Consider the following 23,052-nt stretch of genomic DNA (forward strand, 5'->3'; position numbering starts at 1 on the left):
AGATCGCACAGGCGGGTTCCGGGCCGCCCGCTGCGTGCTCGCCCCGATCCGCCGACGCTGCCCGCGTTAAAATGCGTATGTTCGCTTGACACCGTTGCTGTTAGGGTGGCCGCGGTGCGCCGGGAAGCCTGGTCGGCAGGTGAGCGACCCGATCCCTGCCATAGAGCGGAGTTTCATGCCCGGCACCACCTTCCACCGCCGTCCTCGCCTGCTCAGCAGGGGTACCTGGCCAGAAGCGCGGCGGATCGCCGCCATCTTGCGCAAGGAGACCATCGGCGGGGCGTTGCTGCTGGTGGCCGCGCTCGCCGCGCTGGTGTGGGCCAACTCGCCGTGGGCGTACGCCTATGCCGACCTGCGGGCGATCCGGATCGGGCCCGCCGCGTTGCATCTGGATCTCGACTTGGCTACCTGGGCCGCCGACGGCCTGCTGGCCATCTTCTTCTTTGTCGCCGGGCTAGAGCTGAAACGCGAGTTCATCGCCGGGGACCTGCGTGATGTCCGGCAGGCGGCGGTGCCGGTGGCGGCAGCGGTCGGCGGGGTTATCGCGCCCGCCCTGCTGTATTTGGCGATCGCCGGCGGCGCGGGCGCAGCGCGAGGGTGGGCGATCCCCACCGCCACCGACATCGCCTTCGCCCTGGCCGTACTGGCCGTGATCGGCCGGTTCCTGCCCGCCGCGTTGCGGACGTTCCTGCTGACGCTGGCGGTGGTGGACGACTTGATCGCCATCGTCATCATCGCGGTCTTCTACACCACCCACCTTTCGGTGCTGCCGCTGCTCGGCGCCCTTGTACCACTGGTGGTCTTCGCGATGCTGGTCCGGCGGCGGGTGCGCTCGTGGTGGCTGCTGCTGCCGCTGGCCTTCGCCACCTGGGCGCTGGTGCACGCCTCGGGTGTGCACGCCACCGTGGCCGGGGTGGCGCTGGCCCTGACCGTGCCGGTGCTGCGCAGCCGGCGAGCGGGCGGACCCGAGGCCGGGGCGGGGCTGGCCGAGCATTTCGAGCACCGGTTCCGGCCGATCTCCGCCGGCCTCGCCGTCCCGGTCTTCGCCTTCTTCGCCGCCGGAGTGAGCATCGGCGGACCGGGCGGGCTGTCCGAAGCCCTGACAGACCCGGTCACGGTGGGCATCGTGATCGGCCTGCTGGCCGGCAAGCCGATCGGCATCCTGGCCGCGACCTGGCTGGTGGCCCGCTTCACCCGCGCCACGTTGGATGAAGGGCTGGCCTGGATCGACATGGCCGGGCTGTCGATCCTGGCCGGGATCGGGTTCACCGTCTCCCTGCTGATCGGGGAACTGGCTTTCGGCGCGGGCAGCGACGCCGATGCCCGGGTAAAGGTCGCCGTCCTGGCCGGCTCCCTGGCCGCCGCCGTGGTGGCCACGGTGATCCTGCGGCTGCGCGCCCGCCTCTACCGGCGCATCCACGAGGCCGAAGCCGCTGACCTTGACCGCGACGACATCCCCGACCTGTACCGGTAGCCGCCATCGGCCGATCATGGGCACCAGCCCCCGGTCCACACCCCTGCCCGCCGGGCAGGAAGACCCGCGTCTGCCCAGCGGGAGGCGTGTGGTCAGCGGCTCATGCGCCGGACCAAGACTCTGATCAGGCTGAGGGCGAGGACGGCGTTGTAGGCCACGCCGCCGGCGATGTAGGGCCAGAAGACGTCGCCGTCCATGGCCGACCAGAACGCGCGTACCGGCCAGTAGGGCGGCAAGATGCCGAAGGCGAGTTGCCAGGGCGAGCCGGGGATGAAGAACGGGATCATCGGCAGGATGAAAACGGCCAGGCCGATGACGCGCATGACCGCGAGCCCTTCGATCTTGTTGCGGCCGGCCGAGGCCATCACCAGTCCCAGGACCGGGGCCAGGAGTCCGGCGACGACGGCGACCGCGACGCTCAACGCCAGCGTGCGCGGGGGCACTTGTGCGGATAGGGCCAGGGAGGCGATCACCGTGATGGTGGTGAGGGCGGCGGTCACCGCCGCGCGGTAGGCGGGATAGGACGCCGGTGGCACCGGGGTGACGCGCAGCGCGGTCAGGGTGTGCTGGTCCTTGTCGTCCAGTAGTTGCAGCGCCATGACGGCGCCCATCAACAGCGGCGGGCCCAGCACGCAGAACCCGCTGATGATCGCCGAGTAGTAGGGCGTCAGGTCGAACCTCCACGCGGTGGCGGCGTAGCGGGTGAGCGGGGGCAGGAACCACAGGGACGCCGCGTACAGGAACGGCCCCAGCAGCACGACGATGAGCATGGTGTCCCGGCGGACGGTGATCAGGTCGTGGCGGCCGAACGCGGCCCAGGCGCCTTTCACTGTCCTCCTTCCCGGGTGATGACGTAGCGGTGGAAGACTCGCCGGGCCAGCAGGCAGCCCGCCGCGATCCAAAGGCTCGGGTAGCCGATGGCGTAGGCGATCTGCCAGCCGGGCAGATCCACCTGGTGGAAGGCCGAGCCCAGCAGCAGCAGCGGCCCCTCGGTGGGGACGAGGGAGAACAGCGGATGCCGATATAGGCCGGAATAGTCGACCAGCGGCACGTTGGCCACCGCGAGCAGCAGGGTGGAGGGCAGCAGCCATTCGCTGATTGAGGGGAACAGCGGTGCGGTGATGAACCCGGCCAGCACCATCAGCAGTGCCATGAACACCACGCCGCCCAGCAGGGCCGGGGGGTTGAAGCGCGGCCCGTAGTCGACCGCGACGACGACCGCGCAGGTGACCACGGCCAGCGCCGACATGGTGACCAGCTTGGCGGTCAGGTAGTGGCCGAACCGCAGCGGGGTGGTGGCCAGCGCGAACAACGTGCGCTCGTCCTTCTCGAAGAACACCGCGCCGGCGATGAAGAAGAGAAAGAATTGCAGGTCCGCCATCAGCAGGTAGGGCATCGCGGCACCCAGCAGGCTCTCCGGCACCAGCCGCAGCACGCCGATCCACAACACGATCACGAACGCGGTGGCGTACCAGAAGCCGTAGCGGCGCTGCAGGCGGAAATCCATCGCGATCGCGGCCCGCAACACCCCGTAGTGCGCTCCCGGTGCTGTGGCTCGGGCGCCGAGGGGGCTCATGCCAGGGACCTGCCGGTCACGTCGATGAAAACGTCTTCCAGGCTGGCTTCCTGGCTGTGCAGGGCCTCGATGTGGTGTTCGCGGGCCAGGGCGCGGAAGGTCTCGTCGTCGGCCAGGCCGTCCAGCGGGAAGTCCTTGGACTGCAAGGCGCTGGCGGTGCGGTAGGTGACCTTGACCACCCGCTGGCTGCGGCTCACTTTGTGCTCGGCCGGGGTGTCCAACGCGGCGATCTTCCCGTCGACGACGAACGCGACCCGGTCGCACAGTTCCTCGGCGGTGGCCATGTCGTGCGTGGTCAAGAAGACGGTCCGGCCCTCCTCGCGCATGCCGCGGATCCGGTCCTTGACCCGCCGGGCGTTGACCGGGTCCATGCCCGAGGTCGGCTCGTCCAGGAACAGCAGCTCCGGCCGGTGCGCCAGCGCCCGGACGAAGACCAGGCGCATCTGCATGCCCTTGGAGAACTTGCCCACCCGGGTGTGGGCGTCGCCGTCCAGGCCGACGGCCTCCAGCAGGGTCATCGGGTCCTCGGTGGGACCGGCGTACAGGGAGGCGAAGAACTGCAGGTTCTCCAGGGCGGTGAGCTTGTGATACAGGTTCGGCAGCTCGAACGACACGCCGATCCGCTGGTAGTAGGAGCTGCCCCACTCGGCCGGGTCCTTGCCCCATACGCCGACCCGGCCGCCGTGCCCGGTGAGCAGGCCGGTGAGGATCTTCTGGGTGGTGGACTTGCCGGCCCCGCTGGGCCCCAGGAACCCGAACACCTCGCCCCGGGCGACGGCGAAACTCATCCCCTTGACCGCGGGCTGGGCGGTCTTGGGGTAGGTGAACGTCAGGTCCTCGACCTCGACAACGCCCATGTCTCCTGCTTCTGTTGCATCGTGGCTTGCCGCTGCAGCCAGCGGTCCTTGATCTGGCTGTACTCCTGCTCCAGGAAGGCGTACATGTCGTGTGCCTCCTGCACCCGGCCGCGGGCCTGCTCGCTGTGGCCACTCATCAGTTCCAGGCCGCGTTCGGTGAGCTTGCGCCACTCGCGCGCCACCCGCGCCTTCTCCTCGGCCTCCCGCAGCCAAAACCCCGGGCGCAGCCGGTAGTAGACCCGGCGCGTGCCGGGGACCGTGTACCGCTCCACCGCGCCGTTGGCCTGCAGCATCCGCACTGCCATGCTGATCGCGCCGCGGCTGGCCTGCACCGCCCCGGCCAACTCGTCGGCCGACTGATGAGGTGGCTCGCACACCATCAGCCAGCCCAGGATCCGGCCGGGCATGCGCGGCAGCCCGTGATCCTCGAAGAACAAGCCGATCTCATCGGCGTACTCGTGCAGCACCGTCCTGTCCACGAACGGGAAGCCTACGCCCACCTTCATGATCTTTCAATACTTTCTGAAAGTACATGCTGCGATGGATGTGACCTCCCGAAGGTGGGCGCCGAGAGTGGCCATGCCACCGCCCGGGCGCGTGGAGGGTTGATGACGAGGCGGCCCGCCGGAGAGGTCCTGGCAGCCTTTCCGGCCGCCGGACGCGGCAGGTTGAGCGGACTGTTCGGGCTGATGCGTTCGGGCCGCGGTTTTGTCGCCGACATCCTGCCCGTGCCCCGACTGCGCTGCGCAGCTCAGCCAGCCGGCCCTGGTCATCGCCACCCACAACGACCGTTCGGTGTCTTTTGCCCACGCCGAGTCCCTGGCCGCGGCGATGCCGCTGGCCGAGTTGGTGGAAAGCCGCGCCGACAGCCACCTGATCTGGTTCGGCCGGACTATCCCGAGATCGCAGCAAAGATCAACGCTTTTCTCATCGCCGGATCGAACGCACCGCCCCCAGGCGGGCCGGGCATGACAGACGACTGGGGCTGCTGAATGTCATCACCACCGCTGTCGATGCGGTGGTGCCCGCGAGTCGGCGTCTCGCAGTGCTGTTGTTGCTCTTGCCGCCGAGGATGGTGTACGTTCGCGCGATCCGGGTCACCGGCACGCCCCCCGGGGACTCAGGTTGAACGCGTCGGCCCGCCATGTCCTCCTACCATCTGCCGCCGTGGTTGCTGCTGATCGGAGAGTTGGTTAGGCGCCGACGCAACGGTGAAAGTGCCATGTTTAGCGGTTCGCTGGCCGCCGTATGGTGGCCACGGTGATCTTGCGGCTGCGCGCCCGCGTCTACCGGCTGGTCTACCTGGCGAGACCGCCGACTCCGGCCAGACGGCATCCCCGACGCCTACCAAACCTGCTGACCTTCCCTCCTTCGCCCGCTGGGTTACTGTTTCTCGGCGTAGGCGAAGCGTTCCAGGTCCGACACCGGCAAGTCGCGGCCGGCCGGCCGCAGGTAACGGGACCGGTAGTCTTCGGCGCCGACCTGCTCCCGCTCCGTCCAGCCGTACTGTGCGAGCAGGGTGCCGACCTCGGCGGGCGCCAGCCCGAAGCGCCACACCCGCCGCTTGACCACGAAGTCCGGTACCCGCCCACCTCGGCGAGGAAGTCCTTGAGCAGGTAGGTGAACAGCAACCTGCTGCCCGCAGCGGCCCCGGACAAGAACGCCATGGTGGCGTGAACACCGTCGTCGGTCAGGTACTGGGTGACGGCCTCCCACACGAACATGGCCGGCTGGCCGGGCTGGAACCCGTGCCCGGCCAGCGCCGTGGCCAGGTCGTCGGGTCTCGAAGTCAATGCTGATCAGCCGTACCTGGCCCGGAACGGCGCTGTCCGGTGTCCGCAGCCGCCGCTGCTTGTCGGCGATGTTCGCCGACAGATCCAGCTCAAACGCCCGCGCCTCAGGCGGAGTCAGCCGATAGGCGCGGGTGTCCAGCCCCGCGCCCAACACCACCAGTTGCCTGATCCCGGCCTGGAAGGCTTCGGTGACCTTGTCGTCGGCGTACCGTTTGCGGCACAGCACCCCGCCCCAGATCCCCGGCGCTCGCTGCTCCGACGCGCTGATCATCCATGCGCGTACGGCTGGCCACCGGCATGCCTGGGTGGTATAGCGCAGGGCGGGAGGTAGGTGCCGCTCGATGGCGGCGATCGCCATGGGGCCGAGCGCGGTCTGCGCCGCCGGGGGCCGTCGCGTCATGCTTCATCCCTCCGATCGGGCCGGTGCCCGCGATGACGGCGTTTGTGGTGGTGGCGTTTGTGGTGGTGGCGGGGCGTCGTCGAACACCTTGGCCATCCATTCGAACGTGGTATGCGCCTGACCGAGCCGCTCGGCACGGCCCTCGTCCTGGCCTGCCAGCGCCAGCCCGTCCCGGGTGATGTCCAAGAACGCGGCGATGGAGGCGATCTGCCGGCGCACCACGACCGCCCAGGCGTCCTCGGCCATCCGGTAGTAGACCGTTCGCTCACCCGGCCGGGTCCGCCAGGCCAAGAAGCCCATGCCGGTCAGCAGTCGCAGGTTCGAGGTCAGCGACGCCCGACTGGCGCCGATGGCCTCGCTGATCTGCCCAGCCGACTGCTCGGGCGGGTCGCAGATCATCAGCCAGCCCAGCACTCGCCCGGCGATCGGTGGCACCCCATCGCGTGCCAGGTACATGGCGACCCGCTCGACCCACTCCACCAGCTGATCCTGCTCATTCGTCACCCACGGCTCCCTCTTGCAGTTGATTCAGTATGAGCTAAAGTCAATGTATCGATCAAGGATGCGCCTCACTGTTGCAGGCGCGCTACTGGGGAGCCGGGAAGTCTGGTCGGCCCGCGACGCCAGCCGTCACCGGAGAAACAGGAGGATTCCCCTCGATGACCACCCGCCTCCTCACGATGCTGCTCGGCAGCGGCGTCCTCGCTGGCGTACTGATGCCGGTCCTGCTGTGGGCCGATGGTGCCACCCGGCCTGGCTACAGCCTGTGGCACCACGGCGCCAGCCAGCTCGGCACTGGCGAGCGCGCCTGGCTGCAGACGCTCAACTTCGTGGTCGGCGGGCTGCTGCTGCTGGCCTTCGCGGCCGGGCTGCGCCAGGCCTTGCCCTCCGGCCGTGGCGCCACCTGGGGGCCGATCCTGCTCGGAACCGCCGCGGCCGGCCTGGTCGTGGCCGGGCTGGTGCCCACCGACCCCGCGCTGGGCTACCCGCCCGGGCAGCCGGCCGGCGTCACCACGAGCGGCCTCATCCACCAGGTGGCCGGCTTCGCGCTATTCGCCGGGCTCAGCGCCGCCGCGTTCGTCCTGGCCCGGCGGCTGGGAGCGGCAAGCCGCGGCTGGGCCGTCTCTTCCCGCCTGTCCGGCACTCTGATCATCGTCTTCGCGTTCGCCGCCGGCATCGCCTACCGCCTCGACACCCTCGGCCTCTGGCGGCCGGCCCCCGCCGGTCTGCTCGAACACCTCTCCCTGCTGACCGGCTTCTGCTGGCTCATCGCCGTAGGCGTACGTCTGCTGCGCGGGCACGTCCCGGAGGACTTGAGCACGGCGGCGGATGGCCAAGATTCCGGATCTGCCGCTCCTCAGGCGAGATAGCACGACACTGTGCCCCCGGGGCCCGCATCACAGGGTGGGCGCCACCGGCGGGGCCTCCACCCGTCCCGGTCACCTGTGTTCCAGGGCGGCGCGTGGTCGCCGCGGGCCCCTACCGGGACGTGCCAGCGTGCTGGGCGGCGTATCGCTCGCGCCAGCTGTCGATGAGGGGAATCAACTGCTCGGTCATGTAGGCGTAGAAGTCCTTCATCTCGTGTAGGCGCCGGCCGGTGACGCTGTCCTGACCCGCCGCGTCGAGTCCTTCCTGGGCGGCCGCGCCCATGGTGGCCAGCATCGCGTTCTGTTGTGACATCAGACTCGCCCAAGCGCCCTGACGGAAGCGGTAGTGGTCGCGGCGGCTGCCGGGGGCGGGGACCCGTTCGATCAGGCCGAGCGGGATCAGTTGTTTGACCGCGGTGGACACCGCTCCCGAGCTGATGGACAACTGCGCGCACAGGTCGGCGGCGGTCATCGCGTCTTGCCGCGTGTAGAGCAGGGCTGTCATCACCCGGGCGGTCGTCTTCTGCATGCCGCCCTGCGCCAGGGTCAGCGCCAGCTTCTCGGCGGCCTCGCGCAGCCGCTGGTCGGTGTCCATGCGGTGGAGGATACCAAAGACTTCAAGTTCTCAGAGAATTTACATATCTCTGAAGGCTCTATACGGTTTGAGGCGTCGAGATCGCGTTCCGGCGACCTCCCCGACGCCAAGGAGACCCAGCAATGAAGCCCACCAACGTGGTGGCCGGCGCCCACGGCATGACCGGCCAGGCCTGGAAGAAGCACGCCAACCCATGGAGCGTCTGGACCCGCTTCGCCGCGATCCCCGCCTTCGAACTGGCCGTCTGGAGCCGCGAGTGGATCGGCTGGTGGTCCCTGGCCGGCGTGGCCGCCGTCGCCGTGTGGCTGTGGCTGAACGTGCACCTATTCAGCCCGGTCGAACCGACCAGCTGGGCCGCGCGAGGCATCTACGGCGAGCAACTCCACGTCGAAGGCAAGGCACCGGCGGCGCACAAGACGGTGCTGCGGCTGCTCATCGTGGCCGGTCTGATCGGCTTCGCCTTCATCGCCTGGGGGCTCACCACCCTGCAGATCTGGCCCCTCGTGCTCGGCACCACGCTGACGGTGCTGGCCCAGTTGTGGCGAATCGACCGCTACGGACTGCTCTACGAACAGCACCAGAGCGACAACCTGTGACCCGGTACGGCCGGCGCACGACAGCGCCGGCCGTACCAGCACCAACACCGACCCCTGTCCCGGAGAGCCCTATGCACACCCCCGGCACCTCGCACCCGCGCCGCTGGTGGATCCTGGCAGCGCTCTGCCTGAGCCTGCTCGTCCTGGTGATCGACAACACCATCCTCAACCTGGCCATCCCCGCGCTGATGCGCGGACTCGGCGCCACCCCCGCCGACATCCAATGGATCATCAGCGCCTACACGCTCGCCTACGCCGGCCTGCTGCTGACCGCGGGCGGCCTGTCCGACCGCTATGGCCGCAAGCGGATACTGATCATCGGCTTGATGCTGTTCGGGGTTGCGTCGCTGGCCGCCGTCTTCGCCACCTCGCCGGAACAGCTGATCGCCGGGCGTGCGCTGATGGGCGTCGGTGGCTGCCTGGTCATGCCCAGCACCATGTCCCTCCTGATCACCGTCTTCGACGAGAGCGAGCGCCGCACCGCAATAGCCGCCTGGAGCAGCGTCTCCATCGCCGGAATCCTGGCCGGGCCGTCACTGGGCGGCTTTCTCCTGGATCACTTCTGGTGGGGGTCGGTCTTCCTGGTCAACGTGCCCGTCGCGGCCGTCGCGATCATCGCCGCCGTCGTGCTGATGCCGGATTCGAAGGCGCCGGCCAGACGCCCGGATGTGCCCGGCGCCATGCTGTGCACCCTCGGCATGGTGGCCCTGGTCTGGTCGATTATCACGGCGCCGCAGCGCGGCTGGGACAATCTCTGGACCGGCGGCGCCCTTGCCGCCGGTGTGGTGCTCCTGGCGGTGTTCGTGATCTGGGAGCTGCGCACCGCGCATCCCATGCTTCCGCTGCGCGTGTTCGCCGACCGCAACTTCTCCGGCGGCACCTTCTCGGTCATGCTGCTGGCCTTCGCCGCGGCCGGCATGATGCTGGCGCTCACCCAATACGTCCAGCTCGTCCTCGGCTACGGCGTCCTTCAGGCCGGGATGGCCCTGCTGCCGTTCGCCACCTCCTCCGCGCTGTTCAACATCCTGGGGGCGACGCTGGCCAAACGCCTCAGCAATCGCACCATGGTGACCGCCGGCATGCTGATCACCGCCACCGGATTCCTGCTGCTGTGGTCCATCGCGCCCAGCGACGGCTACCCGCTGCTGGCCACCGCGCTGGTGCTCATGGGCATGGGCAGCGGGCTGGCCGCCCCGGCCGCGGTCACCGCCCTGATGGGCGCCATCCCGCCCGAGCACGCCGGCGCTGGATCGGCCATGAACAGCACCATCTCCCAGGCGGGCAGCGCGCTCGGCATCGCCGCCCTGGGTAGCGTCCTGGCCGCCGGATACACCTCCCGCCTGCCTGGCGACGTGCCGGCCCAGGCCAAGCAGTCATTGACCGACGCCATCACCCTCAACGACCCAGGCGTAACGACGATCGCCCGTGCCGCCTTCGTCGACGCGATGGCCTTCGGCATGATCACTGGCGCCGTCCTGTCCACCGCGGCCGCCCTGCTGGCGTTCGCTCTGCTTCGCCCCAGACCGAACACGACCACGCCCAACACGCCCAGCGCGAATCCGATGGAAGTCGGCACGTAGCGGTCTCTGGCCCCACCGCGCTGATCACGCTCGCGGTCCAGCGCGGCCGCCATGGCCACCTTGTCATGGTCCACCGTTGGCCTTAGAGACGCCCAGCAGGTAGCTGGTCGCCACCACCGAGGTCAGCGCACGCTCGGCCCGGCGGCGCTTGTCCAGCAAGAGGCCCGGGAAGTAGCTGCCCTGGCGCAGCCGCGGAACGGCCGGCTCGATCGTCCCGGTCCGGGTGTCCCACTCGCGCTGCCGGTAGCCGTTGCGGGAGTTGACCCGCTCGCTGCTGACCTCGCCATAGCCGGCCCCGCACAGCTGCTCGACCTCGGCGTCATCCGCTGAGCGAACTCGCGGATCATCGTCCGGAGCAGGTCCGGGCTCGCCGCGGTCAGGGTCTCCTCGACGTGGGCGCCGACGGCGGGCACAATGTCGTTGACGGCCACTTCGTCCCCTTCGTGTCTGAATGTGCGAATCGAAGGATTGCGAAGTGGCCGTCTCTTGTCACATGGATCTCTCCCGCCACACCAGGGGGAAGATCACCCGTACACCACTTCCGTGGACGCCAACTCGCGTGTGTGCGTCGTCATCGCCCCGTTTCAGGCGATGATGCGCCAGGAGTCCTCTTCCTCCGCGGGCTCGTACACGCCCGAGGAGCAGCCCTTCACCCCGGTCAGGGGAGGAGACGCCCCGCTTTTTCATCGCCTTCTTCGGCTCCACCATGGAGTAGCCGGAGGAGTTGGTGGACAGCTTCGGCGCCGAAAGCTGAGCGGCCGTCATCTCGTCCACCCGCAGCCGCAACCGGGTCACGCCGTACTCGTCCGGCCGCAGCATCGCTCGGCCCGCGAGCCACATCTCATCCCTTTTCAGGTACGGGCGCAGCGTCGCCTCGTCCGGCTCGCGCTTCGGCGACTCCGACACGAGCACGGACACGATCTCCGCGCCGTGGATGCCCTCCCGCCCCCAGGCGGCGAGCCGCCCCGCCACGCCCCACCCGATGCCGTTGCCGTCGATCTTCACCCGCACCGGGTGGGTGCTGCCGAGGGCCTGCGCGAGCGCTTCGGCGCGGTGGATCTCCTTCAGGATGACACCGGCGACCGCGACCGGGTCGGCGTTCTCCGGCCCGCTGGAGGTGTGCTCGACCGTGGCCAGGTCCCCGAGGATGCGGGCGACCACGAGCTCATCACCACCATCGGCGGCGACGTCGACGCCGAGCCTCACCCACGCGCCCGGCGTGACCGCCCACTCGGCGTGCTCCCCTTCCAGGCAGAGGTCCCGCAGCCGGATCACCCCGCCGACAAGGTCGGGCTCATCCACGTCCACGGCGGCCTGCACCCAGTCCGCGGGGATGACCACGTTCGCGAGCCCCTTCGGGAACAGGGCGTGGATCTTCGCGCGGACGTAGTTGCTGTTCGGACCGTGGACGCGCGTCGTGCGGTCGATCCACTGCTTGTCCACCATGTGCTTGGCCGGGCTGTGCCCGCCGCCGGGGCACGACTGGCACTCGCCGAAATACTCCTTGGTCAGGTTCGGGGTGTCGAACGCGCTGATGGGGATCGTCTTGACGTCCTCGTCGCGGCACAGCTTCTCGAACCACGTGTTCACCTCATCGGTGGGCGGGTTCCCGATGGCGATCATCTTCGCGCCGTCACCCACGAGCAGACCGGCGAGGTTGTCGCCGATGGTGTGGGCGATGCCGCCCGCCTCCTCCACCACCAGGAGAAGCTGATTTGAGTGGATACCCTGGACGGCCGCCTCGTTATGGGGCGCGGCGGCGATCCCATAGGCGACCACCGTGTCCAGGCCGTTGGCGTCCGGGAGCTTGTACTGGGCCATGTCAATCACCCCGGGCAAGCCCGCCCGCGAATGGGCGCCGCGCACCTCTCGCCAGAGCTGCCGGACGACCAGGCGCCACAGCGGGGCGAGGCTGACCGTCACGCCCGTCCCGACTGGGTGCACGAGGCTGTGCCAGAGCACGAGCTGACCCGCCGAAAAGGTCTTGGAGCTGCTGAAACAGCTCGGAACAGCGACTTGCTTGTGCTCGGTGAGGGCGGTCATGAACTGGCGCGGCACCGACCACACCACCGCGCCCAGCACCTGCTCCACGAACCCGACCGGATCATCCGACCACAAGGCGAAGCTGGTGCCAGCGACGCGGTACGCGGCCGCGTACACCTGACGGGCCTTGGTTTCGGTTAGGTCCTCCAGGACCAGTCGCCGATCCTCCGGCGGGAGCGTCATCAGCTCGATGAACATGTCGTTCGCGAGGATCGAGCGGGCGTCCCCGGGCGGGTTGATCAGCACCAGCACGTCACCGTCGTAGTCGAGCAGCTCCCGCGAGGCCCCGGCCAGCACTCTCGGCAGGCCGAGCCGGCGCAGCGCCGGGAAGAGGGCGAGCGAGGCCCGCAGGACGAAGGCCGCCGCCTTGCTGAGCGCCAGCGGCCGGTCGCTGAGGCCGTCCAGCAGGTAGCGGCGGTGCCGGCGGGTCAGCCGCAGCCAGGCCCGCAACTCCCGCGTCACCTCCCGGGTCCCGAACTGCTGCAAATCCGCCTCGTGCAGCAACTCCGCCACGTCCCGGCAGGCCAGCCGCCGCATCCCGGTCAGCCCGGCGGCCACTTCGTCGGGCACCCGTCCCGGGTGGTAGTCGCCGCGGTTGGCGCCCCGCGCGCGTACGGCCGCCGTCGTGAAGGGCGTCTCGTACGGCCGCCCGGCCCGGTGCAGGAAGCCGACCCGCAGCGGCCCTGGGTCGGGGCGGAACCCGATGTGCAGGCCCGCGTCCGCGCACACGATCAGGCAGCACTCCACGAGCGCCCCCAGGCTGAGGCGCAGGTCGCGGCCCGTGGGGTCGCTGACGGGCAGCGACCTGGCCGGATCCCAGCCGACGGCGGCCTCCGTGGCGGTGTACCTGAGGGTCCACGGCTGGGTGTTGTGCGCGCTGGGCGCGCGCCAGAAGTCGGGCTCCAGCGCCCGTAACTCGTTCACGCGAGATCCTCGGCGTCCACGATCACACCGGATCGGGGGTGCCGGTCCTCCCGGCAGCGGCTCGCCTCGTCGTACGCACTGGTCAAGGACCAGCAGCGGCGGCCCCGGCACGGGCGTTGACGGACAGCGAGCAGACTGGGGGAAGGGTTGAGGGGGATCATGAAAGTCAGGATAGTAAACCCGATAAAGGCTCACTTTACGCCCGCTTTCATCCTCCCATCGCCCTCCCCCCGGGACCGGCCCCGGGACGGGCGGTCGTCGTGACGTTCCCTCGGACCGGCCCGGAGGCGTGTCAATGCGGCACCATCCTTTCCGCAATGCCCCCTACCGTGGGGTGGGCCGGATGAAGGAGAGCATGTGATTGAAATGTCGTGGCCACAGGTCAGTGCCAGGCGGCTGGAGCGGGCCGGGCTCGGGCGCCGGCCGGCGGACGGAGGGCCGGAGGAGGTCGTGGCGGCGATGTGCGGGGCGCACGCCCAGGTGATGGCGGCGGGCGAGGCGTCCGTCGCGTTACGGCTCGGCGGCCTCACCCGGACGCACGTACGGGAGGCGTTGTGGGGCGAGCGCAGCCTGGTCAAGACGCATGGCCCGCGGGGCACCGTGCACCTGCTGCCCGCCCGTGACCTGCCGATGTGGGTGAGCGCGATGTCGTCGCTGCCGCCCGGGCGGCGCGCCGGCGCCGTGTCCGCCCGGTTGACGCCCGAGCAGGATGAGCAGGTGGTGGCGGCGATCCGGGAGGTGCTGGCCGGGGCCGAGATGACGATCGACGAGCTGAGCGAGGCCGTGATCGCGGCCACCGGGCCGTGGGCGGGTGACCTGGTCATGCCCGCCTTCCAGGGCATGTGGCCGCGTTGGCGGCAGGCGATGGCGCTGGCCGCGCACCGGGGCGCGTTCGTGTTCGGGCCGGTCAGGGGCCGCAAGGTCACCTACACCGCCGCGCCGGCCGCCCCGCCCGTGCGGGACGGGCTGTCCGGCCTGGTCAGGAGCTATCTGAGGGCGTACGGGCCGGCCACGCCCGAGCAGTTCGCCCGGTGGGCCGGGGGACCCGTGCGGTGGGCGGCCGAGGCGTTCCGGGGAGTGCCGCTGGAGGAGGTGCTGCTGGAGGGGCGGCCCGCCTGGGTGCTCGCGGGCGACACGGCGGTGCCCGGGGACCCGCCGCGCGGGGTGCGGCTGTTGCCGTACTTCGACGCGTACGTGGTGGCGGGGCAGCCGCGTGAGCTGCTCTACCCGGGGCAGGCGGCAGGCCGGGCGCTGGCCGGCGGGCAGGCGGGGAACTTCCCGGTGCTGCTGGTGGACGGAGAGGTGAGCGGGGTGTGGCACCAGCGGCGGTCCGGCAACAAGATCGACGTCACGGTCGAGCCGCTCCATGACCTCACCCCGACCCGGTTGCGGGAGCTGGACGAGCAGGTGCAGCGGGTGGGAGAGGTGCTGGAAGGCCGCCCGCGACTGACGATCGGCACGGTGAAGGTGGGAGCGCACGCCTGAGTCGCGGTGACCTCACCGCCCGTACGGGTCCTGTGACGGGCGGGGGCATCCCCGTCGTCGAGGGAGCGGGTGAGCAGCCGGGCGAACCTACTCGGTGATCAGTGCGTTGACGGTGAGCGTCTCCTCGCCCGCGGGGCCGTCGAAACGGATCGACAGCTCCCAGACCCCCGGCATCGGGAACAGCCGGCCCTCGGCGACGAAGCGGCCGGGCTCCGGCTCGCGGGCGACGACCTCCGGCATGGCGTGGCCCATGTCCGGCATCACCGCCGCGAGCGCCACGCTGCCCGGATCGCCCGACCTCATCCGGACCTCCACCACGACGGGTTCCGTCGTCGGCCGGTCGATGAGGACGGTGGCCGCGTAGCGGGTGCCGGTGGTGGTCAGCTCAAGCGGCTCGGCCGCCGCGCCGCGGCCCACCACGAACAGCGCCACCGCGGCCGCCGCGAGGGCGACGGCGATCAGGACCCGGCGCCTCATCGGACGGACTCCTGGCCAGAACGGCCGGAATCCGGGGAGGCGACCAGCCCCACTGTCTATGGGGGGTTTAACCCCACCGTCCCCACCGCTCCCTTGCCGCCGTGCGCGAGGGCACCGTTGAGCAGGCTGCGGACCTCCTGGGCGCGCAGGTGCTGCGCATTATCGACCGGCCAGTACGGCCGCCTCGACCCCGTCGAGCAGCACCGACAGCCCCACCGTGAACGCCTCGCCCGGCGGGCGCCCGGAGGACGACCCCTCGGCGGCCGCCGCCGAGGGGTCGTCCTCCGACTCCACCCAGGTCACCATCGGGAACCGGGCGGCGAACCCCGGCGCCACCTCCTCCAGCAGCGACGAGCGCGCCTGCCACCATTCCTCGTCCGACACCCCCGTCGCCGAGGGCGCCAGCCGCGACTCCGCGACCGACGTGGCCGCCCCGCGCACGAAGTCGAACAGCAGCGACACCACACCCCGCAACCGGCCCGGCCGCAGCCCCGTCTCCCGCAGGATCGCGACCACGCTCTCCAGCACCGCGAACTCGTTGGGCCCCAGCACCGGCCGCGCCCGCGACACCTGCGGCACCCACGGGTGCCGCAGGTAGCAGGCCAGCGTGCGCTCGGCCCAGGAGGAGACCGCCGCCCGCCAGCCGGCGCTCGTGTCGTAGCCGGCGGGCAGCTCGCCGAGGGCCCGGTCGTACATCAGGTCGACGAGCTCGCCCTTGCTGGGCACGTATGTGTAGAGCGCCATCCCCGTGCGGCCGAGCCGCTGCCCGACCTTGCGCATGGACAGGGCCGCCATGCCCTCGCGGTCGGCCACCGCGATGGCGGCGTCGACGATGGCATCCACGCTCAGCCCCGGTTTGGGCCCCGGCCGCACCGCGTCCGGCTCGCCGGTGCGCCACAGCAGCGCCATCGAACGGCGAGCGTCACCCTGACCGGCGAAGACCACCACCGCGGAGACTCCCTACGACCTAACTCTTTACGGCATAAGGGTATCAGCGGGCGTTCCGGCGGCCGGCCACGGCGGCGAGCATCTCCCAGGACGACTCCGGGTGCAGGGTCTGGTCCGGGTCCTCGAGGAACGGGTCCAGCAGGACGCTCTCCGCGCCCATCAGGCGGAGCTGTTCGAGGTCGTCCATGATCTGGTCGAGGGTGCCCTCACCGGCCCGCCGGTCCGGCCCTGTCAGGGGTTCGTCGGTGACGTTCAGCACGATCCTGGGCGCGAGGGCGGGCGTGGGCCGGCCCTGCTCCTCGGCGAGGGCCGCGAGCAGCGGCATCGTCTCACGCATCCAGGCGACGGTGTGCCGGAGCGGATGCCACGCCTGCCCGAAGCGCGCCGCCCTGCGCAGCGCCGCGTCGCTGCTGCCGCCCACCCAGATCGGTACGCCGCCGGAGCGGTAGTCGCGCTCGTCGGCCCAGGCGTCGAGCATGGCGGCCAGGTGCTCGTCTGTCAGCCGCCCGCGCTGGTCGTGCGGCACCCCGAGGGCCTCGAACTCCTGCCGTGCCCAGCCGACCCCGACGCCCAGCACCAGCCGGCCGCCGCTGAGATCGTTGAGGTTGGCCGCCATGCGGGCGATGAGCAGCGGGTGCCGGTAGGGCACGACGACCACGGTGGTGCCGAGGCCGATCCGGGTGGTGACCCCGGCGAGCCAGGCCAGCGTGGTGAACGGCTCGAAGAACGGCGCGGGGTACTTCTCGGCGACGTCAGGGGTGATCGCCACGTGGTCGGAGACCATCAGCAGGTCGTAGCCGAGACCTTCGATCGTCAGCGCCCAGCGGCGCAGCATGTCGGGGTCCGTGCCGGGGCCGAAGTTGGGGACGTTCACGCCAAGTCGCATTGGATCATGCTATCCAGCGATCCTTTCGCGAACCGAGAGCGGCCTCGCACAGCGCGGTCCCGGCACCCGAACGCGGGCACCGGGACCGGACAGGTGGGAGATCAGCCGCCGACGCCGATGCCCGCGCGCGACGGCGTCAGGAAAGCGCTCCGGGCAGGAATGCGAAGAGTTTTTACATTTCCGGGAAATCGCTCTATGAAAAGAGGGTTCGTGGTTCCGGGACGTGCCGGAGAGGACGATTGTGCCCAGGCTTTCGCGAAGCGACTGGTACGACCTTTCGCGCGAGAGGCCGACAAGCACGACGAGCACCTCGACCCCGCCTGGGTGGCCGTGCTGGCCCGCCTCTACCTGCCGGCCCGCTTCGCCTTCCACGTCCTGCAGATGACGGCACCGGCCATCCCGCCGACGCCGGCGGTCGCCGCCGCGACCGGCGCCGCCGAGCGGTTCCGCGCGACCATCCTGGCCTGAAGAGCGGCCGGTTCACTTCTTGGGGCAGAGGACCGCTTCGGCCGCCTTCTTGATCTTCGAGTCGACGGCCGGGTCGCCGTTCCGGACGCCCAGGGTGGCGGACACGACGAACTGCAGCCGGCCGTCCCGCGAGCTGTAGGTGAGCGCGTTGAAGCCGGTCGAGCCGCCCTTCACCGGCGAGTACTCACCGCACGCGCGGGGGTCGGGCCGGGACGGTCCCGGTTCGGGATCCGGCTGGCCGGCGTTCAGCGCGTCCTTCTCCTCCTGCGACAGCAGCTCCTCCCCGTCCAGCGCCCGGTGGAAGGCGCTCAGGTCGTCCGTGGTGGAGATCACGCCGCCGGCGGCGTACCCGTAGCTCATGTTGAGGCGGTCGAAGTCGTGCAGCTCGCCGTCCTCATCGGGGTGGTAGCCGTGGCCGTGCGGGCCCTTGATCGCTCCGGGGAACTCGACCGGCAGGTACGTGTCGTCCATGTGCAGCGGCTCGAAGATGCGCCGCTCGAACTCGTCGGCGACCGAGTGGGTCGTGAGGTCCTCGACGATGAGCCCGAGAAGGAAGTAGTTCGTGTTGGAGTAGGAGAACTTCTCGCCGGGTTCCTGGGTGCGCGCGACGCCGCGGGACTTCGCCACCAGCTCCATGGGCGGGTAGTACGTGGTGAAGTCGAAGAAGTCGACCAGGTCGGCGGTGTACCAGTTGGGGATGCCGGAGGTGTGGTGGATGAGCTGCTCGACGGTGATCTCGTCGGCCCGCTCGACCAGGTCCTTCTCCACCACCTCGGGCAGCAGGTCGCTGAGCTTGTCGTCCAGGCTGAGCTTGTTCTCCCTGACCAGTTGCATGATGACCACCTGGGTCATGGACTTGGTCTGGGAGCCGATCCGGAAGCGGGCACCGGCCGGGATCCTGCCGCCCCCGTTCAGCAGGCGCGTGCCGGCCGAGCCCCGGTCGACCCGCTCGCCGTCCACGTAGACGGCGCCGATCGCGCCCACCACTTCGGGGCCTCTGGCCAGCTCGGTGAGGGCCTTCTGCACGCTCCCCAGCCGGTGCGCGTCCGTGGTGGCCGCGGCCGCGGGGGCCGTGACGCTCAGCGCGAGCACGGCGGAGGTCAGGGTGGCGACGCCGGTCACTTTCGAGAGATTCACGAAGAGGTCCCTTTCTCATCGCGGGAACGCCGGACGCGCGTCAAAGGCGTTGATCCGGCCATTGCCGACATGTCTAGACCCGTGGGGGTTTCCTGCCTGTTTCTGTGATCGATGTGGCAGCGGGGACCTGGCACCGCATTCGCCGGGGTGTTCCCGTACGATCACCTCGGTCTTCTTCTGTGCCCGCCCGGGCACGGCGGCAGAGAGGAGAAAGAGGTGCGGCACCAGGCCGGCGACGATGAGGTCGTCCAGCTTCTGACCCCGGACGGGGTGCGGGTGCGTCATCCGGAGTTCGACGTGGATCTGTCCAAGGGGCAGTATCGGGGCCTGTATCGCGACATGGCGCTCGTGCGCCGGATCGACCGCGAGGGGTTCAGCCTGCAACGACTCGGGGAGCTGGGCATGTGGATCCCGTGCCTGGGCCAGGAGGCCGCGCAGATCGGGTCAGGGCGCGCGCTGGAGCCGGCGGACCACGTGTTCCCCTCCTACCGCGAGCACGGGGTGGCCTGGTGCCGCGGGATCCCGCCGCTGGACTTGATGGGGATGGTCCGGGGCACCACCAACGGCGGCTGGGACCCCCGGGAGACGGGCTTCCACCTCTACACCATCGTGATCGGCTCGCAGACCCTGCACGCGGTGGGGTACGCGATGGGCATGCGCATGGACGGCGCCGAGTCCGCCGTCGTCGCCTACTTCGGCGACGGGGCGGCCAGCCAGGGAGACGTCAACGAGGCGCTCAACTTCGCGGCCGTGAACGACGCCCCGGTCGTGTTCTTCTGCCAGAACAACCAGTGGGCCATCTCCCAGCCGTCGGCCCGGCAGAGCGGGGCACCCCTCTACCGGCGCGCCCACGGGTTCGGCCTGCCCGGGATCCGGGTGGACGGCAACGACGTGCTGGCCTGCCTGGCGGTGACGCGGGCCGCGCTGGCCCACGCCAGGAGCGGGGCCGGACCGTACTTCATCGAGGCCGTCACCTACCGGATGGGACCGCACACCAGCTCCGACGATCCGGACCGCTACCGGCCGGTCGGCGAGCTGGACGCCTGGCGGCGCAAGGACCCCATCACGCGGATGGAGACCTACCTCCGCGACGAGGGCATGGCGGACGACGCCTTCTTCGCCGAGATCGAGGAGGAGGGGGACCGGCTCGTCGTCGAGCTGCGCCAGGGCGTCGCCGCCATGCCGGACCCTCCGGTCGACCATCTCTTCCGCCACGTCTACGCCGAGGAGCACGCGCCGCTGGAGCGGGAGCGGGCCTGGTACGCGGCCTACCTCGACCGGTTCGAGACCGCATGATCGAGGCCATCCTGCCCCCGTACGTCGTGGCCGCCGAGTGCCTCGGCGGGGAGCTCGACGGCCCTCTTCACCCCGAGGAGGAGGCGGCGATCGCGCGGGCGGTCAGCAAGCGGCGCAAGGAGTTCACCACCGGGCGGGTCTGCGCCAGGCAGGCTCTCGCCCGGCTCGGCCTCCCTCCCGGGCCCATCGCGTCGGGAGAGCGCGGCGAACCCCTGTGGCCGGACGGCGTTCTGGGCAGCATCACCCACTGCGCCGGTTACCGGGCCGCCGTGGTCGGCCGTGCCTCCGCCGCCGCGGTGATCGGCATCGACGCCGAGCCCGGCGCGCCCCTGCCGGACGGCGTGCTGGAGGTGGTCAGCCTGCCCGCCGAACGGCTCATGCTGGAACGGCTGCTACGGGATCATCCGGGCGTGTGCTGGGACCGGCTGCTCTTCTGCGCCAAGGAGGCCGTCTACAAGGCGTGGTATCCCCTGGAGGGCCGCTGGCTCGACTTCCACGAGGCCCAGGTCGTCCTCGACCCCACCGGTGCCTTCACGGCGCGGCTGCTCGTCCCCGCGCCGGGAATGGCCGCCCGGGGGCTGGACGGCTTCTCCGGCCGCTGGCTGGCGCGCCACGACCTGCTGCTCGCCTCCATCATCGCCCCCGCGCCATGACCCGCTGCTCGCCTCCATCGTCAGCCCCGCGCCCTGACCGGCTCAGATGGGGCTTGATCAATTGGGGTGGAGACTAGATCACCGCGGCGACAGAAAACCTGCTGCCCGCTCAGCGGGGTGTCCGGCCCATGCCCGCGCCAGGTCAGGAGACCGGCCGGACCTGGGGGAGCTCCGGCCGGTCCCCGCCGCGGCGGCTACGCCCGCCGCAGGTCGAACGAGACCGTGGCCCCGGCCGAGGACGTGTTGTGCACGCACGCCGACACCGCGAAGACCTCCGGCGGCAGCGTGACCGCCTGGTCGAAGGCCGTGCCGGTCACATCGAGAACCGTGCGGGACTGGTCGTCCTGGTCGACCCCGGTGATCTGGAACCGTACGGGCACGTCGGAGCTCGCCACGAACCGCAGCGGACCGGACATGAGCCCGCCGCAGAAGTTCCCGCCGCTCTCATGCCGTGTGAGCACCGCCCTGTGCGGCCCGATCCCGGCCTGCCCCGCCGGATCCCTGGTGACCATGTTGAACTTGACGACCATCCGGAACCGGTCGGTACGGGGATTCGTCGCGCACATCCGGTAGTAGCGGAAGCCCGGATTCGGATGCGTGATCGTCGGATGGTTGTCGATGTCGGCGGTGACCCGCCGGAAGATCTCCGTTTCCGCGCCGTCGGCTGTGGCGGCGGCCCGCACCGTCCACACCGCCGGCCCGTTGTTGTTGGTCGCGGAAATGACCACTCCGGTGCCCGATCCCGCCTGATCCGTGCAGACGGTGCTGCCCGGGGGGATCCAGCCCGCGTCGGCCTTCGCCGGCACGGCCAGCAGGGCCGCGCCGAAGAGCCCGGCCACCAGGGCCGGCGCCAGAGTCGTGATGCGCCTTCTCGCTGTTGTTCTCACTGTCGCTCCTCCTCGCACTCAAGAAGGGTCCAGCCACAGCGTCACGGGCGGGGCGGGGCACGCGGTAGATAAGCGCGACCAATCCAGCGGACCGGCGCCGGGGGCCGGACTGATCGCCTGCGGCGGGGCCCCCGAGCGGGTCATTCAGGCGCGGGCAGATCGACCGGCGGGCCGACCGGCGGGCCGACCGGGGGGCCGGCCGGGGGGTCGGTGGCCACGTTGAGCGCGGCGGCGAGGATGGTGAGGATCGGGATCACGGCCTGGGGCGAGACCTCGTAGTCGCCGCGCCGCCGCTGTATGACCAGCCTGGCGCTCTGCAGCGCCCGCAGGTGGTGGTAGAGCTGGCCGCTGGTGCTCTGCTCGCCGTCTCCGCCGAGGGCCTCCTGGAGGTCGGCGCGGGAGCACCGGCCCCGCCGGATGAGCGTGCGGAGCAGTGCCAGCCGCGGCAGGCTGCCGAGGGACTCCAGGAGGCCGATCACCGGCGCCCAGTCGGCCGACAGCAGGTCGCCGAGGGAATTCTCCCTGGCGTGGAGGTAGTCGCCGTGCAACAGCAGGGCTCCGGCATAGCCCACCGCCCCGAGCTCGTCCTTCTTCGCCGCTTCGCGGCGCATACCGGCGAGCACCCCCATGAGGGTGTGCGGGTCGGGTCGCGGCGGGTCGGCGGGGCCGATCCGCTCCTCCAGGCGGGCGATCCTGCGCTCGAGTTCGGCGAGTCTGTCCTCGCTCATCGCACTCTCCTACGCTATTCCGGAATTACGAAATAGCGTAGATCTCTCGGCAAGGAGGTGGCAACGCCATCAGCGAGGCCGCGCGGAAACGCGCGTCCGCCCCTCGTACGGGCGTCTGGCGGTCTCCTCGCGGAGTGGCGGTCACCCCGTTTTCGCGGCCGGGGGGAGAGGGGCCGGGTCAGGGCGGGGGAAGAGGCCGAGGAAGCGCCGGGCGGTGTCCAGGCTGCCGGTGACGTGCAGGTCGCCGGCCGCCGCCGCTTCGGCGAGGGGACGCTCGCCGCTCAGCAGTGCGGCGAGCGTGGCCGGGTCGGTGTCGATGACCAGGTCGGGGTGCTCGGCCGCGCCACGGGCGAGGTCGATCTCGCCGCCCGCCACCGTGACGCGGAACTCCTCGCCGGCCAGCCGCAGCCCGGCCGTGATCGTGACGTCGCCGGCCTGCCCGGGGTCGAACAGCGCTTTCAAGGACAGCATCAGCGAGTCGGCGCCGATCGGGGCGTGGCGCGGCAGCGAGGGGGAACTGCCCGCCCAGCGGCCGAGCCCGTTGACGATGGGTTCGAGCCGCATGCCCCAGTCGGTCAGCTCGTAGACCTGGGCACCGGCCGGCGGGGGAAGCCTGCGGTGGCGGACGATGCCGCTCTCCTGGAGCTGGCGCAGCCGCTGGGACAGCACGTCCGGGCTGGCGCCGGGCAGCCCGGCACGCAGGTCGGTGAACCGCTTGGGGCCGAGCAGCAACTCGCGCACGACCAGCAGAGCCCAGCGCTCCCCGACCAGGTCGAGACCGTGCGCCACCGCGCACCCGTCGTCGTACTTCCGCCTGCCCACCATGCGGTCGATTCTAGCCGCGCTGATCCGACAGTCCACTCGTTAAGTTGTTTTTTCCAA

The 23,052-nt window shown here is 70.6% G+C and carries 23 protein-coding genes and 2 pseudogenes; 9 read left to right on the forward strand and 16 right to left on the reverse strand.

Features of this window, described 5'->3' with window-relative positions; all coding sequences use genetic code 11:
* Positions 1–175 precede the first annotated feature (175 nt).
* Complete coding sequence (gene nhaA / locus ABGB18_RS46500; RefSeq protein ID WP_347702128.1) at positions 176–1,474, forward strand: Na+/H+ antiporter NhaA; 1,299 nt, start codon at positions 176–178, stop codon at positions 1,472–1,474.
* A 92-nt stretch (positions 1,475–1,566) separates the two neighbouring features.
* Here the strand turns inward: nhaA and ABGB18_RS46505 are convergent, their stop codons facing one another.
* Complete coding sequence (locus ABGB18_RS46505; protein ID WP_347702129.1) at positions 1,567–2,085, reverse strand: ABC transporter permease; 519 nt, start codon at positions 2,083–2,085, stop codon at positions 1,567–1,569.
* An 18-nt stretch (positions 2,086–2,103) separates the two neighbouring features.
* On the opposite strand from ABGB18_RS46505, the pseudogene ABGB18_RS46510 reads away from it, so the two are divergent.
* Positions 2,104–2,211, forward strand: a pseudogene (locus tag ABGB18_RS46510) (IS5/IS1182 family transposase); the annotation flags it as partial.
* A gap of 89 nt (positions 2,212–2,300) precedes the next feature.
* On the opposite strand, the gene ABGB18_RS46515 reads toward ABGB18_RS46510, so the two are convergent.
* From ABGB18_RS46515 to ABGB18_RS46535, 5 genes are all read right to left on the reverse strand, one after another.
* Complete coding sequence (locus ABGB18_RS46515) at positions 2,301–3,050, reverse strand: fluoroquinolone transporter permease (protein WP_347702130.1); 750 nt, start codon at positions 3,048–3,050, stop codon at positions 2,301–2,303.
* On the reverse strand, positions 3,047–3,907 hold the full coding sequence (locus ABGB18_RS46520; protein WP_347702131.1) for an ABC transporter ATP-binding protein: 861 nt from the start codon (positions 3,905–3,907) through the stop codon (positions 3,047–3,049). The genes ABGB18_RS46515 and ABGB18_RS46520 overlap by 4 nt, the downstream gene beginning before the upstream one ends.
* Positions 3,880–4,413 (reverse strand): transcriptional regulator, encoded by a 534-nt coding sequence (locus ABGB18_RS46525; protein ID WP_347702132.1) that lies wholly within the window; start codon positions 4,411–4,413, stop codon positions 3,880–3,882. The genes ABGB18_RS46520 and ABGB18_RS46525 overlap by 28 nt, the downstream gene beginning before the upstream one ends.
* Positions 4,414–5,290: 877 nt before the next feature.
* Positions 5,291–6,100, reverse strand: coding sequence for an SAM-dependent methyltransferase (locus ABGB18_RS46530; protein ID WP_347702133.1), 810 nt, complete (start codon positions 6,098–6,100; stop codon positions 5,291–5,293).
* Between the two features lie 3 nt (positions 6,101–6,103).
* On the reverse strand, positions 6,104–6,604 hold the full coding sequence (locus ABGB18_RS46535; protein ID WP_347702134.1) for a transcriptional regulator: 501 nt from the start codon (positions 6,602–6,604) through the stop codon (positions 6,104–6,106).
* 155 nt (positions 6,605–6,759) lie between these two features.
* Here ABGB18_RS46535 and ABGB18_RS46540 point away from each other — a divergent pair, with 155 nt between their 5' ends.
* Positions 6,760–7,470 carry a DUF998 domain-containing protein gene (locus ABGB18_RS46540; RefSeq protein ID WP_347702135.1) on the forward strand — a complete coding sequence of 237 codons (711 nt, stop codon included), beginning with the start codon at positions 6,760–6,762 and terminating at the stop codon, positions 7,468–7,470.
* Positions 7,471–7,579: 109 nt separating this feature from the next.
* Here the strand turns inward: ABGB18_RS46540 and ABGB18_RS46545 are convergent, their stop codons facing one another.
* Positions 7,580–8,062 (reverse strand): MarR family transcriptional regulator, encoded by a 483-nt coding sequence (locus tag ABGB18_RS46545; protein ID WP_347702136.1) that lies wholly within the window; start codon positions 8,060–8,062, stop codon positions 7,580–7,582.
* 122 nt (positions 8,063–8,184) lie between these two features.
* Here ABGB18_RS46545 and ABGB18_RS46550 point away from each other — a divergent pair, with 122 nt between their 5' ends.
* Entirely contained in the window at positions 8,185–8,658 is a 474-nt protein-coding gene (locus tag ABGB18_RS46550; protein ID WP_347702137.1) for a DUF6653 family protein, read from the forward strand.
* Positions 8,659–8,729: 71 nt separating this feature from the next.
* Complete coding sequence (locus ABGB18_RS46555; RefSeq protein ID WP_347702138.1) at positions 8,730–10,238, forward strand: MFS transporter; 1,509 nt, start codon at positions 8,730–8,732, stop codon at positions 10,236–10,238.
* 84 nt (positions 10,239–10,322) lie between these two features.
* Here the strand turns inward: ABGB18_RS46555 and ABGB18_RS46560 are convergent.
* Both ABGB18_RS46560 and ABGB18_RS46565 read right to left on the reverse strand, forming a co-directional pair.
* A pseudogene (locus ABGB18_RS46560) lies at positions 10,323–10,654 on the reverse strand (transposase); the annotation flags it as partial.
* Positions 10,655–10,727: 73 nt separating this feature from the next.
* Positions 10,728–13,205, reverse strand: a complete 2,478-nt coding sequence (locus ABGB18_RS46565) for a hypothetical protein (protein ID WP_347702139.1) — start codon at positions 13,203–13,205, stop codon at positions 10,728–10,730.
* Between the two features lie 366 nt (positions 13,206–13,571).
* On the opposite strand from ABGB18_RS46565, the gene ABGB18_RS46570 reads away from it, so the two are divergent.
* Positions 13,572–14,690 (forward strand): winged helix DNA-binding domain-containing protein, encoded by a 1,119-nt coding sequence (locus ABGB18_RS46570; RefSeq protein ID WP_347702177.1) that lies wholly within the window; start codon positions 13,572–13,574, stop codon positions 14,688–14,690.
* Positions 14,691–14,777: 87 nt separating this feature from the next.
* Here ABGB18_RS46570 and ABGB18_RS46575 read toward each other — a convergent pair whose 3' ends face one another.
* The 3 genes from ABGB18_RS46575 to ABGB18_RS46585 all read right to left on the reverse strand — a co-directional run bounded on the left by ABGB18_RS46575 (position 14,778) and on the right by ABGB18_RS46585 (position 17,001).
* Positions 14,778–15,167 (reverse strand): hypothetical protein, encoded by a 390-nt coding sequence (locus tag ABGB18_RS46575; RefSeq protein ID WP_347702140.1) that lies wholly within the window; start codon positions 15,165–15,167, stop codon positions 14,778–14,780.
* Between the two features lie 159 nt (positions 15,168–15,326).
* On the reverse strand, positions 15,327–16,115 hold the full coding sequence (locus ABGB18_RS46580) for a TetR/AcrR family transcriptional regulator C-terminal domain-containing protein (RefSeq protein WP_347702141.1): 789 nt from the start codon (positions 16,113–16,115) through the stop codon (positions 15,327–15,329).
* Between the two features lie 43 nt (positions 16,116–16,158).
* A complete protein-coding gene (locus tag ABGB18_RS46585) occupies positions 16,159–17,001 on the reverse strand; it encodes an LLM class flavin-dependent oxidoreductase (protein WP_347702142.1) in 843 nt (280 codons plus the stop codon).
* 210 nt (positions 17,002–17,211) lie between these two features.
* Between ABGB18_RS46585 and ABGB18_RS46590 the strand changes: the two genes are divergently transcribed.
* The gene (locus tag ABGB18_RS46590; RefSeq protein WP_347702143.1) at positions 17,212–17,469 is read left to right on the forward strand and encodes a hypothetical protein; all 258 of its coding nucleotides are present in this window, start codon (positions 17,212–17,214) and stop codon (positions 17,467–17,469) included.
* 12 nt (positions 17,470–17,481) lie between these two features.
* Here the strand turns inward: ABGB18_RS46590 and ABGB18_RS46595 are convergent, their stop codons facing one another.
* Positions 17,482–18,606, reverse strand: a complete 1,125-nt coding sequence (locus tag ABGB18_RS46595; protein ID WP_347702144.1) for a serine hydrolase domain-containing protein — start codon at positions 18,604–18,606, stop codon at positions 17,482–17,484.
* Positions 18,607–18,822: 216 nt separating this feature from the next.
* Between ABGB18_RS46595 and pdhA the strand changes: the two genes are divergently transcribed.
* Entirely contained in the window at positions 18,823–19,902 is a 1,080-nt protein-coding gene (gene pdhA, locus ABGB18_RS46600; protein ID WP_347702145.1) for a pyruvate dehydrogenase (acetyl-transferring) E1 component subunit alpha, read from the forward strand.
* Positions 19,899–20,555: a 4'-phosphopantetheinyl transferase superfamily protein gene (locus tag ABGB18_RS46605; protein ID WP_347702146.1), complete on the forward strand. Its 657-nt coding sequence runs from the start codon at positions 19,899–19,901 to the stop codon at positions 20,553–20,555. Before pdhA ends, ABGB18_RS46605 begins: the two co-directional genes overlap by 4 nt.
* 194 nt (positions 20,556–20,749) lie before the next feature.
* Here the strand turns inward: ABGB18_RS46605 and ABGB18_RS46610 are convergent, their stop codons facing one another.
* The 3 genes from ABGB18_RS46610 to ABGB18_RS46620 form a co-directional block, all read right to left on the reverse strand.
* A complete protein-coding gene (locus ABGB18_RS46610; RefSeq protein ID WP_347702147.1) occupies positions 20,750–21,442 on the reverse strand; it encodes a hypothetical protein in 693 nt (230 codons plus the stop codon).
* A gap of 140 nt (positions 21,443–21,582) precedes the next feature.
* The gene (locus ABGB18_RS46615) at positions 21,583–22,170 is read right to left on the reverse strand and encodes a hypothetical protein (protein WP_347702148.1); all 588 of its coding nucleotides are present in this window, start codon (positions 22,168–22,170) and stop codon (positions 21,583–21,585) included.
* Between the two features lie 141 nt (positions 22,171–22,311).
* Positions 22,312–22,995: a winged helix-turn-helix transcriptional regulator gene (locus ABGB18_RS46620; protein ID WP_347702149.1), complete on the reverse strand. Its 684-nt coding sequence runs from the start codon at positions 22,993–22,995 to the stop codon at positions 22,312–22,314.
* Between the last annotated feature and the right edge of the window lie 57 nt (positions 22,996–23,052).

Origin of the sequence: Nonomuraea sp. B12E4 (genome assembly GCF_039871825.1) — a bacterium.
Lineage (GTDB): Bacteria > Actinomycetota > Actinomycetes > Streptosporangiales > Streptosporangiaceae > Nonomuraea.

Bases quoted from the DNA above. Each gene is read 5' to 3' on its own strand.
- nhaA (WP_347702128.1), top strand. From the start codon at position 176: ATGCCCGGCACCACCTTCCACCGCCGTCCTCGCCTGCTCAGCAGGGGT.
- ABGB18_RS46505 (WP_347702129.1), bottom strand. From the start codon at position 2,085: ATGGGCGCCGTCATGGCGCTGCAACTACTGGACGACAAGGACCAGCAC.
- ABGB18_RS46515 (WP_347702130.1), bottom strand. From the start codon at position 3,050: ATGAGCCCCCTCGGCGCCCGAGCCACAGCACCGGGAGCGCACTACGGG.
- ABGB18_RS46520 (WP_347702131.1), bottom strand. From the start codon at position 3,907: ATGGGCGTTGTCGAGGTCGAGGACCTGACGTTCACCTACCCCAAGACC.
- ABGB18_RS46525 (WP_347702132.1), bottom strand. From the start codon at position 4,413: ATGAAGGTGGGCGTAGGCTTCCCGTTCGTGGACAGGACGGTGCTGCAC.
- ABGB18_RS46530 (WP_347702133.1), bottom strand. From the start codon at position 6,100: ATGACGCGACGGCCCCCGGCGGCGCAGACCGCGCTCGGCCCCATGGCG.
- ABGB18_RS46540 (WP_347702135.1), top strand. From the start codon at position 6,760: ATGACCACCCGCCTCCTCACGATGCTGCTCGGCAGCGGCGTCCTCGCT.
- ABGB18_RS46545 (WP_347702136.1), bottom strand. From the start codon at position 8,062: ATGGACACCGACCAGCGGCTGCGCGAGGCCGCCGAGAAGCTGGCGCTG.
- ABGB18_RS46550 (WP_347702137.1), top strand. From the start codon at position 8,185: ATGAAGCCCACCAACGTGGTGGCCGGCGCCCACGGCATGACCGGCCAG.
- ABGB18_RS46555 (WP_347702138.1), top strand. From the start codon at position 8,730: ATGCACACCCCCGGCACCTCGCACCCGCGCCGCTGGTGGATCCTGGCA.
- ABGB18_RS46570 (WP_347702177.1), top strand. From the start codon at position 13,572: ATGTCGTGGCCACAGGTCAGTGCCAGGCGGCTGGAGCGGGCCGGGCTC.
- ABGB18_RS46575 (WP_347702140.1), bottom strand. From the start codon at position 15,167: ATGAGGCGCCGGGTCCTGATCGCCGTCGCCCTCGCGGCGGCCGCGGTG.
- ABGB18_RS46585 (WP_347702142.1), bottom strand. From the start codon at position 17,001: ATGCGACTTGGCGTGAACGTCCCCAACTTCGGCCCCGGCACGGACCCC.
- ABGB18_RS46605 (WP_347702146.1), top strand. From the start codon at position 19,899: ATGATCGAGGCCATCCTGCCCCCGTACGTCGTGGCCGCCGAGTGCCTC.
- ABGB18_RS46615 (WP_347702148.1), bottom strand. From the start codon at position 22,170: ATGAGCGAGGACAGACTCGCCGAACTCGAGCGCAGGATCGCCCGCCTG.
- ABGB18_RS46620 (WP_347702149.1), bottom strand. From the start codon at position 22,995: ATGGTGGGCAGGCGGAAGTACGACGACGGGTGCGCGGTGGCGCACGGT.